General features: G+C 29.8%; 14 protein-coding genes. 11 read left to right on the forward strand and 3 right to left on the reverse strand.

The window, feature by feature from the left end; genetic code table 11:
• Window positions 1-4 precede the first annotated feature (4 nt).
• Window positions 5-1015 carry a hypothetical protein gene (locus J4T76_RS08405; protein WP_267340564.1) on the forward strand — a complete coding sequence of 337 codons (1011 nt, stop codon included), beginning with the start codon at window positions 5-7 and terminating at the stop codon, window positions 1013-1015.
• A 5-nt stretch (window positions 1016-1020) separates the two neighbouring features.
• Here the strand turns inward: J4T76_RS08405 and J4T76_RS08410 are convergent, their stop codons facing one another.
• Entirely contained in the window at window positions 1021-2037 is a 1017-nt protein-coding gene (locus tag J4T76_RS08410) for a glycosyltransferase (RefSeq protein ID WP_267340563.1), read from the reverse strand.
• 247 nt (window positions 2038-2284) lie between these two features.
• On the opposite strand from J4T76_RS08410, the gene msbA (J4T76_RS08415) reads away from it, so the two are divergent.
• Genes msbA (J4T76_RS08415) through J4T76_RS08430 form a run of 4 tightly spaced genes read left to right on the forward strand, consistent with a single transcriptional unit; the run spans window position 2285 to window position 8215 of the window.
• Complete coding sequence (msbA, locus tag J4T76_RS08415) at window positions 2285-4021, forward strand: lipid A export permease/ATP-binding protein MsbA (protein WP_267340562.1); 1737 nt, start codon at window positions 2285-2287, stop codon at window positions 4019-4021.
• A gap of 34 nt (window positions 4022-4055) precedes the next feature.
• On the forward strand, window positions 4056-5804 hold the full coding sequence (gene msbA, locus J4T76_RS08420) for a lipid A ABC transporter ATP-binding protein/permease MsbA (protein WP_416380310.1): 1749 nt from the start codon (window positions 4056-4058) through the stop codon (window positions 5802-5804).
• A gap of 56 nt (window positions 5805-5860) precedes the next feature.
• Complete coding sequence (locus J4T76_RS08425; protein ID WP_267355641.1) at window positions 5861-6976, forward strand: glycosyltransferase family 9 protein; 1116 nt, start codon at window positions 5861-5863, stop codon at window positions 6974-6976.
• Window positions 6977-7015: 39 nt separating this feature from the next.
• Complete coding sequence (locus tag J4T76_RS08430; RefSeq protein WP_267355643.1) at window positions 7016-8215, forward strand: glycosyltransferase family 9 protein; 1200 nt, start codon at window positions 7016-7018, stop codon at window positions 8213-8215.
• Window positions 8216-8222: 7 nt separating this feature from the next.
• On the opposite strand, the gene J4T76_RS08435 is transcribed toward J4T76_RS08430, so the two are convergent.
• Window positions 8223-9179, reverse strand: a complete 957-nt coding sequence (locus J4T76_RS08435; protein ID WP_267340558.1) for a glycosyltransferase family 8 protein — start codon at window positions 9177-9179, stop codon at window positions 8223-8225.
• A 153-nt stretch (window positions 9180-9332) separates the two neighbouring features.
• Between J4T76_RS08435 and J4T76_RS08440 the strand changes: the two genes are divergently transcribed.
• From J4T76_RS08440 to tsaB, 4 genes are all read left to right on the forward strand, one after another.
• Complete coding sequence (locus tag J4T76_RS08440) at window positions 9333-10313, forward strand: glycosyltransferase family 8 protein (RefSeq protein WP_267355645.1); 981 nt, start codon at window positions 9333-9335, stop codon at window positions 10311-10313.
• An 11-nt stretch (window positions 10314-10324) separates the two neighbouring features.
• Window positions 10325-11299 carry a glycosyltransferase family 8 protein gene (locus J4T76_RS08445; RefSeq protein WP_267355646.1) on the forward strand — a complete coding sequence of 325 codons (975 nt, stop codon included), beginning with the start codon at window positions 10325-10327 and terminating at the stop codon, window positions 11297-11299.
• A 364-nt stretch (window positions 11300-11663) separates the two neighbouring features.
• Complete coding sequence (locus J4T76_RS08450; protein WP_267340554.1) at window positions 11664-13580, forward strand: ATP-dependent DNA helicase; 1917 nt, start codon at window positions 11664-11666, stop codon at window positions 13578-13580.
• A gap of 17 nt (window positions 13581-13597) precedes the next feature.
• Window positions 13598-14278 carry a tRNA (adenosine(37)-N6)-threonylcarbamoyltransferase complex dimerization subunit type 1 TsaB gene (gene tsaB, locus J4T76_RS08455; RefSeq protein WP_267345586.1) on the forward strand — a complete coding sequence of 227 codons (681 nt, stop codon included), beginning with the start codon at window positions 13598-13600 and terminating at the stop codon, window positions 14276-14278.
• 53 nt (window positions 14279-14331) lie between these two features.
• On the opposite strand, the gene J4T76_RS08460 is transcribed toward tsaB, so the two are convergent.
• Window positions 14332-14598, reverse strand: a complete 267-nt coding sequence (locus J4T76_RS08460) for a GrxA family glutaredoxin (protein WP_267340551.1) — start codon at window positions 14596-14598, stop codon at window positions 14332-14334.
• 714 nt (window positions 14599-15312) lie between these two features.
• Between J4T76_RS08460 and J4T76_RS08465 the strand changes: the two genes are divergently transcribed.
• Both J4T76_RS08465 and folD read left to right on the forward strand, forming a co-directional pair.
• Entirely contained in the window at window positions 15313-16002 is a 690-nt protein-coding gene (locus J4T76_RS08465; protein ID WP_267340550.1) for a DUF2884 family protein, read from the forward strand.
• Window positions 16003-16071: 69 nt separating this feature from the next.
• The gene (gene folD / locus J4T76_RS08470; RefSeq protein WP_267345587.1) at window positions 16072-16923 is read left to right on the forward strand and encodes a bifunctional methylenetetrahydrofolate dehydrogenase/methenyltetrahydrofolate cyclohydrolase FolD; all 852 of its coding nucleotides are present in this window, start codon (window positions 16072-16074) and stop codon (window positions 16921-16923) included.
• Window position 16924 lies beyond the last annotated feature (1 nt).

The following is a 16924-nucleotide window of genomic DNA, read 5'->3' on the forward strand; positions in this document are numbered from 1 at the left end:
TCTCATGACTATTTATTTTGCAGAATGGAATGCGGATTATGAAAAGTATATGATCAACTCTCTCAAACATGAGTATGATGTAGTACTTTTTAATAAATTAATGAAGCATTTTAGAACTATCAATTTTTCATTAGAAAGAAAAAATTTTCCTCGAAAATGGTTTATCAAATTAAATCAATTAATAAAGTTAAGAAAGTTAAAGCCTGAAGATATTTTATTATGCAGTGGTTTTGGCATATCAGGATTTATAGATTTAGTTAAAGATGTGAATTGCCATCGAGTGTTGGTTTTAAGAGATACTATTGATGTATTAAACAATAGTATGAAAAACAAAAAAAAATGGCTACGTCAGGATGAAGATTTTATCTCTAAAATTACGCCTCACTTTGATAAAATATACAGTTTTGATTTTGACGATTGTAAAAAATATCATTTTATCTATTTGAATCAGTTTTTACCTTTTAGTCTCTCTGAGATGAAAAAAATTCGAGAAAATACATTTGATAATAAAACAGTAAAAAAATGTTTTTTTATTGGTGAATATTGGAAAAATCGAGTCGAGGTGATTAATAAACTTGCGCCTATATTGCAACTTAACAATTATGAAACTGATTTTAATTTAATCAATTATGAAGCACTTAATAAAGCGAATGCAACTATTGAGCAATCAAAATATTACACTTTAGGAAAAAAAATAAGTTATTTTGACAATATAGAAAAGGTAAAACAAAGTGATATTATTTTAGAAATAGTACAAATTGGTCAAACAGGGGTAACCTTAAGGGCCATCGAAGCGATTTTGTTTAATAAAAAATTAATCACTACAAATAAATCAATTAAAAAATATGATTTTTATAATGCTAATCAGATTTTTATTCTTGATGATCAGAATGATCAAGACATCATAAATTTTTTACATACAAGGTTTACACCTGTTTCATTGAATATTTTGTATCAGTATAGCGCTGATGCAATGTTAACGACTATTAAAAATGATTTAATCCGGTATGTTTGATTTTATTAATGTTTAATTAGTTTTTTAAGGCAATAAATAATATTGCAAATTATTCCAGAAAAATATTTTTTCTGATGCATTTTATGTTTCGAACAATATCTCATTTGAGTAGCAGTACTAGCAGGTAGTAGTGGTAAAGATCTCAATGGTGATTGTTGTTTTGCTTTTATAAAGTATTGTGCACATTTATAATAGTTAGCCCATACATGCCAAGGTTTAGTTGGTCCAATATAATGTATTAATATAGCTTGATCTAAATGAGGTGAATAGGTGCTATTTTTATATTTCAATTCATAATTAATGCTTACTTGTTGATTGTACTTTTTATCAAGATATTTCACTTTATCCAGAAGCAACAAATTCAAAACATCCTGATCGAGATGGGTAAACTTTTTTGATTTATTGGTATCAGAAAGTAGTTCTAATGCTTTACCATTTATATTGAATTCATGCCACTTATCTAAATTCATAAGTAAAAAACCGGCATTAAAATAACTTTTTGTCAATTTATCTTCATCAAGCCGAGTTGCACATTTATTCCACCAGATAGCATCTTTGTCTGTAACAACATAAGCGATATTTTCTTCAAAGGGTAACGTGAATAATTCTTCTATTGATCCTTTGCATATTATATCTGCATCAATATAAAGAATTTTATCAATTTTTTGATAAAAATAATCGGCTACTATAAATCTAAAATAAGTTGCTATGGTCCAGTTTTTTGTTGTTGGAAGTTTAGACAAACTTATATCATCAACTAAATATAAAGTGATATTTGTTTTATATTGTTCAGTCAGCAAATTTAGGTTTTTTTCAAACTCATTCGTTAAATGATTTGTAAATATATGAAAAGAAAAATTGAGATTAGGGTTAAAGATTAAAATGGAAGAAATCGAAACAGCACAACCTAAGAAAAAATTCTCATCTATTCCATAAGCTATATCAAGCTGATTAGTATTGCTACTATTATTACTATCAAAAGTTATTTTTTTTTTAATAATATGATTAGCATCGAGATACATTGCTGATTTCCTATTTGTAATAATCTACAAATAAACGCATTCTATTAAAATAAGCGTACGGTTGGTGTAAACATTTAACATACTGATTAAACATCACATGAAATAAATTAAATTATACATGAAATTTAATTCATTAGTTATTATATAGATAATACAAATTATTTCTAGTTGAAAAAGAATTGAAATAAAATATCAAACAATACTGTTTATGTAGTATAATTAATGTTTTGATGAATTGTTCTCTTTTATGAAAAATAAATATAGCTCATTAAACACAATTAAACAATTGTGGCCATTTATTTCTCCATATAAAAAAGCTTTAATAGTTGCTGTTATTGCACTTTTATTAAATGCTGCAACTGACGCAACATTAATTTCACTAACTAAACCATTGTTAGATAATGGATTAATGGATAAAAATTATGAACTTTTGGTTCTTTTTTCAATTGGTATTATTGGCTTGATTGCTTTACGTGGGTTATCAAATTATTTTTCTACTTATTGTCTCTCTTGGTTATCAGGAAAAGTGGTAACTAAATTTCGCCAATTAATTTTTAATCATCTAGTCAAAAGCCCAACAAGTTTTCTCCATAAAAGTTCAATTGGGGATCTCGTTACTCTAATCACTTATAATACGCAATTATTATCAAAGGCGTCATCGGATGCTTTAATTATACTCGTCAGAGAAATCGCGTATGCTATTGGTTTATGTGTAGTCATGTTTTATGGCAATTGGAAATTAGCTTCTGTATTAATTGTTGTTGTACCTGTAGTTATTTTTATTGCTCAATTTATTGCAAAGAAATTTCGTAAAGCTCTAATTTCAATGCAAAAAGGCATTGGCACCATAACAACTGCAGCTGATGAGATGATTAAAGGGCATAAAGAAATTCTGGTTTATAATGCCCAAAAATATGAAAAAGAAAACTTTTATACTATTAACAAAATTTTTAGGCGAGGTCTATTAAAAATCGTTTTAGTTTCTGGATTGTCCTCACCTATTATCCAATTAGTTGCTACTGCCGCTTTAGGTTTAATATTGTTTCTTGTTGCAAGTCAAACTTTAGATATCACACCCGGCTCATTTACTGTTGTTTTTTCCGCAATGGTGGCTATGATGAGACCATTAAGAGAATTAACCAGTGTTCACCTTGAATTACAAAAAGGTTCTGTTGCTTGTGAATCGCTATTTGCTCTTTTAGCCACTCCTTTAGAAGAAGATAATGGAACAATTGAATTAAAAGGGGTAAAAGGTAATATTGTTTTTCGTCATGTGACATACACTTATCCAACAAATAGTTTCCCTGCATTAAAAAATATCAGTTTTACAATTAAGAAAGGTGAAACCGTTGCATTAGTGGGTCGATCTGGAGCAGGAAAATCGACAATAGCAAGTTTATTACCAAGATTTTATGATATTGTTAAAGGTGAGATATTAATTGATTCTATTAATATCAAACAATATACGCTAAGATCATTGCGTGACCAAATTGGATATGTATCTCAGCAGGTGCATTTATTTAATGGAACCATTGCAGAAAATATAACGTACGGTGCCAAAAAAGAGTATAGCATACAAGATATTATTGAGGCAGCTAAGCAGGCAAATGCAATGGAATTTATTGATAAATTAGAAGATGGAATACATACTGAAATTGGCGATAATGGTGTTTTATTATCTGGAGGTCAGCGTCAACGCATTGCTATTGCAAGAGTTCTTTTGCGTAATAATCCAATTCTTATCTTTGATGAAGCTACATCTGCTTTAGATAATGAGTCTGAAAGGTTAGTGCAACAAGCAATTGAACATTTAAGAAAAAATAGAACTTCTATTATTATTGCACATAGACTATCGACAATCGAACAAGCTGATCGCATTTTAGTTATTGATGGGGGAAAACTTGTAGAAGAAGGTACTCATCAAACGTTGTTATCCCAAGATGGCATTTATGCTTCAATGTATCAACTACAATTTAACTCTTAATTAAAATTATATTATGAAATACAATAGCTCAACGATGAATAATGATATTGATCGAGATTTTTCAACATTACATACGTTTTCTAAGCTATGGCCCTATATTGCCAAGCATAAAATTTTGCTCTTTTTTTCAATAATATTATTAATTTTAAGTGCATTTGCAGATACTTCACTTATTGCAATATTGCAACCTTTACTTGATAAAGGTTTTGTCGAAAATGATCAAACCTTTTTATTTATGGCACCATTTTATATTTTTGGTCTAGTTTTTCTTCGAGGTGCAGCCAATTACGGTTATGCCTATTTTTTATCCTTAATATCATCCAAAATTGTACTTAAAATTCGTCAACGCCTTTTCAATCATTTTGTTGATTCTCCAGTGAGTTTTTATGATAAAAATTCTGCTGGGCGGTTATTATCGCGTATAACGTATGATACCGATCAAGTTGCCTCTTCATCTTCTGATGCTTTGATTACTATAGTGCGTGAATTTGCATTTATTTGTGGATTATTCTATACAATGTTTAGTAATAGTTGGCAATTATCTCTATCATTAATTTTTATTACGCCTGTGGTTATTGGACTCATCACATTTGTATCAATAAAGTTTCGTAAAATGGCTAAAAACATGCAGAACTCAATGGGTAATGTCACTATGTCTGTTGAACAAATGCTAAAAGGTCATAGAGAAATCATTCTTTTTGGTGCTCAAGATGAAGAATCGACTAATTTTGAAAAAGTAAGTAATAAATTTAGAAGGGATACTATGCGATTAGTTTCCATTTCTGCTTTATCTACGCCAATTGTTCAATTAATTATATCATTTGCCATTGCTTTTGTGTTATTAATGGCGAGTAATCCAGAGTTAAATATTACCCCAGGACAATTTACCGTTGTGTTTTCTTCTCTGGTGGCTTTAATGCAACCAATCAAAAGTTTAACAAGTGTCAATGCTGACTTTCAAAAAGGGATGGCTGCTTGCCAGACTTTATTTGCGATATTTGACCAGCCTATTGAGAAAGATAGCGGCAAAATAAATATCGAACGTTCAAAAGGTAATATAGAATTTAAACATGTTTCTTTTACTTATGAAACACGACAAAAACCTGCTTTAAAAGATATCAATTTTACAATAAAACATGGTAAAACCATTGCCTTTGTCGGTCGTTCAGGTTCAGGCAAAACCACTATAGCAAGTTTACTTACTCGTTTTTATGATATAAGTGAAGGTGAGATCTTAATTGATAACCATAATATACAAGATTTAACTTTATACAGTTTACGAGACCAAATTGGTTTGGTTTCTCAAAATGTTCATTTATTCAATGATACCATAGCCAATAATATTGCTTATGGGCGAATAGGTGAGTATTCACAAAGTCAGATTGAAGAAGCAGCTAAAAAAGCTTATGCCTACGATTTTATACAAGCACTGGAAAAGGGATTTGACACAATTGTTGGAGAAAATGGAGTATTATTATCTGGAGGACAACGTCAACGTATTGCCATAGCCAGAGCTTTATTGCGTGATAACCCAATTTTAATTTTGGATGAAGCTACGTCCGCATTAGATTCAGAGTCTGAAAATGCAATTCAAGAAGCGTTGAATGAATTGCAAAAAGGACGAACTTCAATTGTTATAGCACATCGACTATCGACTATTGAAAAAGCTGATAAAATTCTTGTTATAGATAGTGGTGAAATTATTGAACAAGGAAATCATCATGAATTATTATCCCAAAATGGCTTATATTCAAAATTATATAAAAGTAACTTAGCAGATTAATATATAATATTTTATTTATGAATAATATTTATGCACTATAGGATATTAAAGGAAATATGATAAATAAGTTAATGGGTTGTATTAAATATTTAAATAGACAAAGAAATTTAAAGATAAAACCATTAAAGTCAGCAATTAAACTATACTTATTGAACCGAAAAAAAAAAGAACGATCTTTATTAACACTTGAGCATTACTCTAGCGTTGCTATTCTTATGAATGATCAAGGTATTGGTGATGCAATCGTTACATCTTATTTAATTGAGTCTCTGAGAAAAAATAGTTTTAAAGTTTATGTTGTAGTAGAGAAAAGAATTGCATTTTTATTTGATGAATTCATAACTGTTGATGGTATCCTATTTTATGATAGGAATAAGAACATCACAAAGATAAAAGAACAGCTCGATAATATTAAAATTGATGTTGTTGTTGATCTTGTAGATAAGGGGCCAAATAGCGTTAGGCGTTCTCAAATAATCAAACTCATCAATCCATTACATACAATAGGGTTTAATCAAGAGAAATATAAATTGTACGATTCTTCTATCGATTATCATGAATATACTTCGCACATAACCATGCGGAGTCAGAAAGTGCTTGAATTGATAAATATTAAAACCGAAAGCATTAAATACCATCTTAATATTCCAGCCAATATTGAACAAGAAGTAAAAGATTATTTAAACCCACTTTTCACATTAGGGAAGAAAATCATTATTTTTAACCCTTTTGGATCCAATACTGCAAGAAGTTTTTCGAATTCCCAAATTGAAATAATTTTATCTTTTTTAGCACAATTAGAGAACTATATAACAATTGTAGTGGGTGAATCAGATAAAATTTCTCGAATAAAAGTTCCTCAAAATATTATTATCAACCAAATGTCTTGTTTTTTTAATACGGTGGCATTGGTTAAATATTCAGACTTTGTTATTACCGTTGATACCTCAATTGTCCATGTAGCATCAACGTATGATAAAAAAATGATTTGTATATACAATAATAGAATTATTGATAGCAAGTTTATAAATAATATGGTGTGGGGACCAAATTATGCTAATGCAATTCAAATTTTTACAAATGAAAACGTAAAAACAGGGCTTGGCGATTTAATATCAAACCTTGATGTTAATATTATTTTAAAACAATTGAATAAAGAGCTTAACAAATAATAAGAATACTCACTGAAAAAAGGAATTTATTTCATAAAAATGAAAAGAAAAATACAAAATTTGAATTGGAAACGTAATCTGGTGACTAAAAAAATCAAATATCTGATTTATATAAAATTTATTTCAGTTATTGTCTTGTTTTTGAAAAAACGAAAAAAAATAATCAATGACAATACAATAAAAAGAGTTCTTGTTATAAGAAATGATGGTATTGGTGATATGATTGTTACTACACCATTTATTCGTTATTTGTCCAACGCTGGATATGAAGTTTATGTTTCTTCTAGAAAAAGTAGCTTAGATATTCTTGATGGAAATACCAATATTGCTGGTTGTTTTTTATATTATGATAAAAAGCTAATTGATTTGATAAAATCAATTAGAATGATAAGAAAACAAAAATTTGATTTAGCGATAGATGCAAGGTTTCACCGAAGATTAGACTTAAAGCACTTATTTTTTTGCTGTTTAATTAAAACAGATATATTATTGGGTTATAATAAAAGTAATATCAAATCGTTCAATATCTCGTTACCTTATTATAAAATCAATGAACATGTAACAAATCAATTAAAATATTATTTAGACAGTCTTAATATTAAATACCATTTATTTGATTATGAAATTTATATCAATCCTTCTAAAAGTCAATACATTAGTGATTTTGTAAATCGTTATATTGGTTCCAGCAAATTAATTGTCATTAATCCTTATGGTGGTTCCGAATATCGTTGTTTATCAAATTCTCAACTGCAAGGAATATGTGATTTATTTAAAAGTAATTATCTTGATTATAAGATAGTGCTTATCGGAAAGGGTAACAACTTTGAAAAATTGTTATTGCCCAATACAATTAAATTCAATTCTACAACAATTATGGATGTGATTCCTTTAATTAAAACTGCAGAATTAGTGATTAGTGTTGATACGTCAGTTGTTCATATAGCTTCTGCATTTTCAACAAAGTGTATTTCTATATATATGGAACCTTTAGCTCCAAATACAAATAATTTGAAAGCTATCTATAGCAGACAATTCAGTAATTATAAATATCGAATACAAGATTTATTCCTTGATGGAAAATATATAAAGAAAAACAAGCCTAACCTTGATGCGCAAATTAATAAGGATTTATGGGCTCCAAATGATGTAAATGGTAAGCAGATCGTTTTTATTGCTAATAGCATTAAATCAATTGAAACAGAAAAATTAGTAGAATCGATAAAAAAATGTATCTAGAAAAAAACTATTTACCTTTCAATTTGTAGAGAAAATAAAGCAAATAATACTTTAAGCTACTCATCAAATTTTTATCTTTAAGATGAGATTTTGCATAAATCCGATAATCATTGACTCGCATTTTCGATTTATAACTTTTTAACCTACAGTTACTCCAAGGTGTAAAATGCCTATAAAAGCAGTAAAGATTTTGCGCTAGACCTTTATGCTCTTGATACCAAATCTTTCTTGCACCAGTAAAGTGAATAAAACAAGGTAATCTTTTCTTATTATCAAAAAAAGTTTCTTTTTCTTGATTATTTATCCAAGTAAATAAATAATTCCATTTCACATCAATATAAGAAACTTGATTTTGTAAAACAATGTTTAACGCATCCTGATCAGGATATAATAAGTGATAATTTTGAGGTGATAGTAATATTTGATTCGCTTTATTTTCGGTATCAAATTTTTTCCAATTCTGGATATTTATGTATAAAAAACCGGAATTAAAATATTTCTCAGATGCTAGATTTAAGCGTTTTTTATTTTGTAACATATTATCAGCATCTAAAGAGTCGGCTGTTACAGCACATACCACGGAATCAATATTAACATTCAAAATTGAAGAAATATCACCAAAGCATAAAATATCTGCGTCTAAATAAATAAATTTATCAACATATTTAGGCAATAATCTTGGTACGGATAAACGAATATACATTGAACGATTGATATGTTTTATTTTATCGTTTTGTACATCGAAGTATTTATTTAACTCATCAATAGAAACTGAATAAAGAGTAATCGAACTGCTGATTTCCTGTAATTTGTTTTTCTCTTCTTCTGAAACATCATACAAAAAAACATGAAAATGAATATTATGGCGCTTATTATTAAGTAGGATTGAGGTTATAGATACCCCAACATGTTCAAGATAGTTTGAATCAGTACAATATACAATATTAATAAAACTATTATTCATTTCAAATACTCATTAATACAATATTTCAAATATAGCATAGCTATTTATGTATTACAAAATAGTTATACAAATATAAAATTGATAGTTAATTTTTTCATAATAATTGGTTATGCTACAATAAATCAAATTCTAAATTCTCGGTATGACTTTAACATGTTAGCAGAAAATCTCTTTATCAGTAAGACTACAACATTATTTAATAATTCTCTGACCTCTTTAGATACCTTACACGTTGCACTTTGTTTTGATGATAATTATGCAATGCCCGCAGGTATCGCAATGTCCTCAGTGATATTAAATAATCCAAATAAAAATCTAGTTTTTCATTTGTTTGCCAATAATGTATCAAATGAAAAAATCTTGCGATTTAATCAATTAAATAAAGAAAATACTTCAATACTTTGTTATGAAATTAGCAATGAATTTTCAATAAATCCTGATACACTAGTTTTACATGTTTCTGCCTCGACGTGTCTTAGATTTGTTGTTCCACAGATCTTGAATAAAGTGACTTCTCGTGTTTTATATCTTGATTGTGATGTACTATGTATTAATAACCTCGATGAACTTGTTTCCATTGATTTAACAAATAAGTTTTCAGCTGTTGTAGCTGATATTGGCAAAACACAAGAAAAACAATGTGCAGCTTGCGATATTCCTTATGGAGATTATTTTAATGCAGGTATGATGTATATTAATACGGATATGTGGGTTGAAAATAACCTAACCAAAAAAGCTTTTGACATGATAAATAGTGGTAAAGTTTATAAATTTGCTGATCAAGATGTTCTCAACATCTTAATGCAAGGTAAAACAGTATTTTTACCCAAACATTTTAACAATATTACCTCACTTACTGTTGGAGGTAACGAAGATAATCTGATTGAAGCCAATACGGTTATTATTCATTATGTAACAGGTAATAAACCTTGGTATCAACTCTACATTACATCACTTTATCAATCCTATATAGCTTCATCACCTTGGGCGAACGATAAATTGTTACTCGCCAATGAAAATGCCCCATCAACAACAAGAAGATATGCAAAATTACTTGCTAGTCAACATAAGTATTTAGCCGCGGTTAAATATTATTTGCTTTACTTAAAACATAAAACCACTAAAAAACGTTAAGGAAGAACTTTGTGATTGAAGTTGATAACTTTATTACTAAAAAAAACGAATTATTATCATGTAGTTTTGCATGTAAACAAAATGTATTGCATATTCTATTATGTTTTGATGATAATTATGCTTTGTCGGCTGGTGTGGATATAATTTCTATAATTGAAAATAATAAAAAACATCAGCTTCATTTTCATCTGTTTACCCATAACTTATCAAAAATTAATAGGGAAAATATCGCTAAAATCAAATCTGATAATAGTTCAATAACTGAATATATCATTAATGATCAGTTTAATGTTGATCAAAAAAATACTAAACAGTTTCCTATTGCGGCTTGCATGCGATTAATTGCGCCAGAGATCTTAAAAGATATTACAGAAAAACTACTTTATATTGATAGTGATACCTTATGTATTAACAGTCTTAATTTTATAAATGAAATCGATTTAGATGATGCAATTGTTGCCGCTGTGGCCGATGTAAAATACATGCAAGAATCTCAATGTAGCAAATATGATATCGTTAAGGGAACATATTTTAATTCTGGAGTGATGTTGATAAATATACCGCAATGGTGTCAGGAAAATATCACAACCAAAACATTAACCTTATTGAATAATGGTGAGACATATCAATATCCTGATCAGGATGTATTAAATATTGTTATTGGTCGAAAAAGAATCATCTTAGAAAAACAATATAATACTCTTTTAGCCCTCTCGATAAATGGTAATGAGGACTCCAATGTTTCAGAAAATACCATTTTAATTCATTATATTACCAAAAATAAACCTTGGCATCAGCCTTACCGTTCGAAATTATTTGATTTTTATTTGGATAGATCTCCTTGGAGGCAATCTCCATTGCCTCTGTATAACCGAAAAAAAACTTCGTCAATACGCGCTTATTCTCGATTGATGTTTAAACAAAAAAACTATTTGTTAGGAATAAAGCATTATTGTATTTATTTAAAAACCAAATTCATTCAATAATTGCTTAAAAAAGTTTTTTGCTTTACCGTTAAACTTATTGAGTTTAAAGAATCGTATTTAAAGTCAGAAGAGTGAATTTAGCTATTTAATGATCGTTTGTTGATTAACTTGATGATTAATTGATGATATTATGATATAACTTATATCATAAATGTCATATTTGGTATTTGTAAATAATCGCGTATATCTTTTTTACTTGATTACTGTTATAGTATATTCGTAAATTAAGTTTTTAATCGTTCAATTCCATTACAATAAACTCATCCCTTTTGATATGAAATCATGATATTTTCATAACATTGTATTATTCCTTTAATCTATTTTTTTGTGTATTGAACTTATCTTTATATTAGGTGTATTTTAAGTGATTGATGATTTTTCAGAAAGCGGTTTGCTGGCTAAAGCTATTGATGGATTTGTAGCACGAGAGCCTCAGCGCAATATGGCAATCAAAGTTTCTGAATCGATAAAAAATAACCATTCGCTTGTTGTTGAAGCTGGAACTGGAACAGGCAAAACATTTGCTTATTTAGTACCCGCTTTGCGTAGTGAGAAAAAAACAATTCTTTCAACAGGATCAAAAAATTTACAAGAACAACTTTTCAGTAAAGATTTACCCATTATAAAAAAAGCACTTAATTACACAGGTAAAATATCACTTCTTAAGGGGCGAGCAAATTACCTTTGTCTAGAACGGTTGTATCATCAATATGCAGGTGCAGGCGATCTTGATAAAGACTTACGCGTCGATCTTGTTCGAGTTAAAAATTGGTCAATAAAGACTGAAGATGGTGATATAAGTAAATGTACTACTGTTACCGAAGAAAACCCGATTTGGTCAATGTTAACCAGTACCAACGACAATTGTTTAGGCAGTGATTGCGAACATTACAATGATTGTTATGTTGTCAAAGCTCGCAAACGTGCCTTAAATGCGGATGTAGTGGTGGTAAATCATCATCTATTTTTGGCTGATGTAGTGGTAAAAGATACTGGTTTTGGGGAGCTTATCCCTAAAGCAGATGTTATGATTTTTGATGAAGCGCATCAACTACCCGATCTAGCTTGTCAGTACTTTGGTCAACAGTTAACTAGCCGTCAACTGTTCGAACTAGCTAATGAAATAAATCTAACTTATCGCACAGAAGTAAAAGATATGGTGCAATTACAGCAATGCGCTGATAAACTTCAAAAATGTACGCAAGATTTACGACTATTAATTAGCCAACAATCACCTAAAGGCAACTTACGTTTTTTATTCAATCAAGAAACAGTTAAAAATGAGTTATCTTATCTGGTTGATGCTTTAACTTTTTGTCGTGAAGTTGTGTTATTAGCCGTTGGGCGATCGTCAACGTTGGATAACTGTTTTGAAAGAATAAATCAATATATTACTCTTTTAAATCGATTACAAAAGACAAATGTAACGGGTTTTAGTTATTGGTATGAAAGTACTAATCACTATTTTATTTTTGCTTTAACTCCTTTATCGGTGGCAGATAAGTTTACTCAATTAATTACTGAACGTAATGGAAGTTGGATATTTACTTCTGCAACGTTATCTGTTGATAATCGATTAGACTATTTTACTAAACGTCTAGGTTTAGATAACGTAGAATCATTAATACTTGAAAGCCCATTTGATTATGTAAATCAAACTATTATGTGTGTACCACGTTATATTCCCTCACCCAATGAACAAGGTAATGCAAAGACATTAATCGATATTTTATTACCAGTTATAGAAGCGAATAAAGGACGTTGCTTCTTTTTATGCACTTCTTATGCAATGATGAACGCATTAGCCAAACAATTTCGAGAATTAACTTCTTTGCCGGTGTTGGTTCAAGGCGAAACCAGTAAAGTTAAATTGTTGGATCAATTTATCCTAAAAGGCAATGCATTACTGATTGCAACCAGTAGCTTTTGGGAAGGGATTGATGTTAGGGGAGATACCTTATCTTGTGTTATCATAGATAAGTTACCTTTTACGTCACCGGATGATCCTCTAATGAAAGCCCGTATGGAAGATTGTCAAATGCAAGGTGGTGATGCATTTAATGACGTACAACTACCTGAAGCCGTTATTACCCTAAAACAAGGTGTCGGACGTTTGATACGTCATCATAACGACAGAGGTGCAATTATAATTTGCGATAATCGATTAGTGATGCGATCTTATGGTGCAACATTTATTAATAGTTTGCCTCCTTCGCCAAGAACACGCGATGTAAATAAGGTAATAAATTTTTTATTAGCTAAAAGTGAATTACAAAAATAAATTATTTTGGGAAAAAAATGAGTACTATTTTAGCCATTGATACTACAACAGAGGCTTGCTCTGTTGCATTACTCTATTGTAATGAAATCACATACGATTTTAAAATATCTGCTCGAGATCATACTAAGCAGATTTTACCTATGATTGATAACCTTTTAAAACAATCAGATTGTTCACTTTCTCAGGTAGATGCGGTAGCCTTTGGTGCTGGTCCTGGTAGTTTTACTGGGGTTAGAATAGGTATAGGAATAGCACAGGGATTAGCACTTGGTATTGATAAACCTATGATAGGGGTTTCAACTTTGATGACTTTAGCTCAGGGGGTATATCGTACTAAGCAGGTAACGAATGTTATTGCTGCGATAGATGCCAGAATGAATGAAGTCTATTTAGGTCAATATCAATACGATAATGATCATTGGCAAGCAACTATTCCTGAGTGTGTCATTACTCCAGAACATGTTATAGAGAAAGTTAAAGATTTTTGTAATAATTGTTATAGTGCTGGTACTGGATGGCAAACTTATCCAAATATGCTAGAAAATATTCACTCAAGCGATATTGTGTTACCACATGCTCAGGATTTGATAGTCATAGCCGAAAAGAAGTGGCAGCAAAATGAGTGGGTTAGTGTTGAAAATGCTGATCCAACTTATTTACGTAATGAAGTGACATGGCAAAAACTGCCAGGTCGTTAAAAAGAAAAAGCCACCTAATGGTGGCTAAATTATTCTCGAAAATCGAGTTTCGATTATTCTCTGAAAAGTCCTAAATGCTCTTTAGCATAAGCTTCAAAATCTGTACAACCACCAATCGGCTTTTCATCGATAAAGATTTGTGGAACGGTTTCTACTGGTTTGCCAACACTTCTAGATAGATCTTCTTTCGTAATGCCTTCAACATTAATATCTACATAACGGTAAGAAAAGTCATCACGCTCTTTAGACAGTTTTTCGGCTAATTCTTTAGCTCGTACACAATATGGACAACCTTCGCGACCAAAAATTACAGTATACATTTTTCACCTCTGATAAATTATTTTATGAATGTATATACTATACATTACTTTTTAAGAAGAAAAGCAAATATACGTAGTTTCTTTAATAAATTATATCTATTGATGCTATCAATTAACCATCAAGATCATTGTGAAATAAAATAATTTTAATGTATTTATCTATTTTCTCTTAGTAAGTATTGAGTTAATTTATTCTAATATTCAGAAAACCTAAAGTTTTTTACATCTTTTTCTTGATTTTTCATATAAACCATAATGATACAGTCATAAAAGTGAAAGACAATTGTAAACTGGAATAGTTAAAATAAAATTAATGAAATGAGAGGAAAAGAAAGAAAACTAAAATAAATTTTTTAATTGTTGTAAAAAAGTTTCAGGTTAACTATACGTTTCAATATATATAAGATATTTGTTTGGAACTTTATTCATTAACACTGTCATAGAGTTTTGGCAAGATACATTGCAATGCTATCTAAGCATAGAGTGAAAAAACAACTTTATAAATGAAGAAAGATAAAAAGACCTTAAAGAAATCATTTGAACCATTTTGAAAATGAACTGTATTTTTCATTAGCTATTTTATTGCCATTTATGTTTAAAAACCTCTCCAATAACTTTGAGATAAAGTTAAATGACATCACAAAGATATTTTTATTATATTAATTAAAATTTAATCGTTATAATTTACTCTAATGAAAAAAGCTGGATATAGATATGTTAAAGAAATTATTATTGATGGTCATCATTTTTCCCACTACATTGTTTGCTGCCCAAAAAGAGTGTCCGGTCAAGCCAAGTTATAACATCATAGTAACTAGAGAAAATGTGCATATTTTCGATAAAAAAAATGATTTAATGATTAAACCTAACGGTGAAGTTATATTTAATGAAAAAAATCTTATACTCCAACCATCATTAGAAAAACAAACACAAAAATTCCAGGCAAATTTACGACAGCAATTACCAAAATTGGAACAGGAAGCTTTGAGTATTTTAACCGAAGTTAAAATAACATTTGAAAAAGCCATAAAAAATAAATTAGGCAATGATAATGAATTGCATGATGAATTAAGTAAATTATATAAGAGATTAGTTAAATTACTTCACAAATCTATAATGACTGAAAGTGGCAATACTCAATTTTATTACCAAGATTTTAATAATTTAAAAAAAGATGGTGAAGCGATCGGTAAGCGTATTTTTTATAACGTAGTAGGGGGTAGCATCATCAACTTTGATTTTTTCAAAAATTATGGCGCAATAAAACAAATCTCGAAAAATGAATGGAAAGATCAGAAACCTAAACTAAAAGCTTTCGATGCTCATATTTGTTCCGTTATCACTGATATTGATGACCAATATCAGCTAATATTAACTCAACTTAATCAATCAACCTATAAGTGAATAGACATTAATAAAAACTTTTGCGAAAATACTTTTCTATTATCAACCCAGTTGAAGATGCAGAAGTTTATGACAGCAAATATTATTGATGGAAAATTATTAGCCAAGCAAATCAGAGATGATATTGCTAGTAAGGTAAAACAACGAATTGAAAATGGTTTATCTGTTCCAGGACTTGCTGTCGTGCAGGTAGGCTCAGACCCAGCTTCAAAAATTTATGTTAGAAATAAGCAAAAAGCCTGTGATGATGTAGGATTTGCTTCTTTTTCTTATGATTTTCCCACTTCATCAACAGAAGAGTTATTAACTCTTATCGATGAACTTAATCAACGTGCCGATGTACATGGTATTTTAGTCCAGCTCCCTTTACCGGATAATATTGATAAAACTAAAGTCCTTGAGCGTATACATCCTAGTAAAGATGTTGATGGTTTTCATCCATACAATATTGGTCATTTATTACAACGAGATCCGCTGTTACGTCCATGTACTCCTTATGGAGTGATTAAAATGTTAGAGTCAACAGGCATTAATTTATCTGGATTAAATGCCACCGTTGTGGGAGCTTCAAGTATTGTTGGTCGCCCTATGGCCCTAGAGCTTCTATTATTAGGTTGCACTACAACTATAACTCATAGTCGTACCGTAGATTTAGCTAAACATATTAGTAATGCTGATATTGTTGTTGCCGGAGTTGGTATTGCTAATTATGTTAAAGGTGAATGGATTAAACCAGGTGCAATTGTGATTGATGTTGGTATTAATCGATTACCTGATGGTAAACTAGTAGGGGATGTTGAATTTGAAACCGCAGTTGAGCGCGCCGGTTGGATAAGTCCAGTTCCTGGTGGCGTTGGTCCCATGACTGTAGCAATGCTAATGAGTAATACGCTAGAAGCATGTGAAAAATTTGGCAAGTAAA

The organism is Gilliamella sp. B3022 (assembly GCF_028751545.1).
GTDB lineage: Bacteria > Pseudomonadota > Gammaproteobacteria > Enterobacterales > Orbaceae > Gilliamella.

Bases quoted from the DNA above. Each gene is read 5' to 3' on its own strand.
- J4T76_RS08405 (WP_267340564.1), top strand. From the start codon at position 5: ATGACTATTTATTTTGCAGAATGGAATGCGGATTATGAAAAGTATATG.
- J4T76_RS08410 (WP_267340563.1), bottom strand. From the start codon at position 2,037: ATGTATCTCGATGCTAATCATATTATTAAAAAAAAAATAACTTTTGAT.
- msbA (WP_267340562.1), top strand. From the start codon at position 2,285: ATGAAAAATAAATATAGCTCATTAAACACAATTAAACAATTGTGGCCA.
- msbA (WP_416380310.1), top strand. From the start codon at position 4,056: ATGAATAATGATATTGATCGAGATTTTTCAACATTACATACGTTTTCT.
- J4T76_RS08425 (WP_267355641.1), top strand. From the start codon at position 5,861: ATGATAAATAAGTTAATGGGTTGTATTAAATATTTAAATAGACAAAGA.
- J4T76_RS08430 (WP_267355643.1), top strand. From the start codon at position 7,016: ATGAAAAGAAAAATACAAAATTTGAATTGGAAACGTAATCTGGTGACT.
- J4T76_RS08435 (WP_267340558.1), bottom strand. From the start codon at position 9,179: ATGAATAATAGTTTTATTAATATTGTATATTGTACTGATTCAAACTAT.
- J4T76_RS08440 (WP_267355645.1), top strand. From the start codon at position 9,333: ATGTTAGCAGAAAATCTCTTTATCAGTAAGACTACAACATTATTTAAT.
- tsaB (WP_267345586.1), top strand. From the start codon at position 13,598: ATGAGTACTATTTTAGCCATTGATACTACAACAGAGGCTTGCTCTGTT.
- J4T76_RS08460 (WP_267340551.1), bottom strand. From the start codon at position 14,598: ATGTATACTGTAATTTTTGGTCGCGAAGGTTGTCCATATTGTGTACGA.
- J4T76_RS08465 (WP_267340550.1), top strand. From the start codon at position 15,313: ATGTTAAAGAAATTATTATTGATGGTCATCATTTTTCCCACTACATTG.
- folD (WP_267345587.1), top strand. From the start codon at position 16,072: ATGACAGCAAATATTATTGATGGAAAATTATTAGCCAAGCAAATCAGA.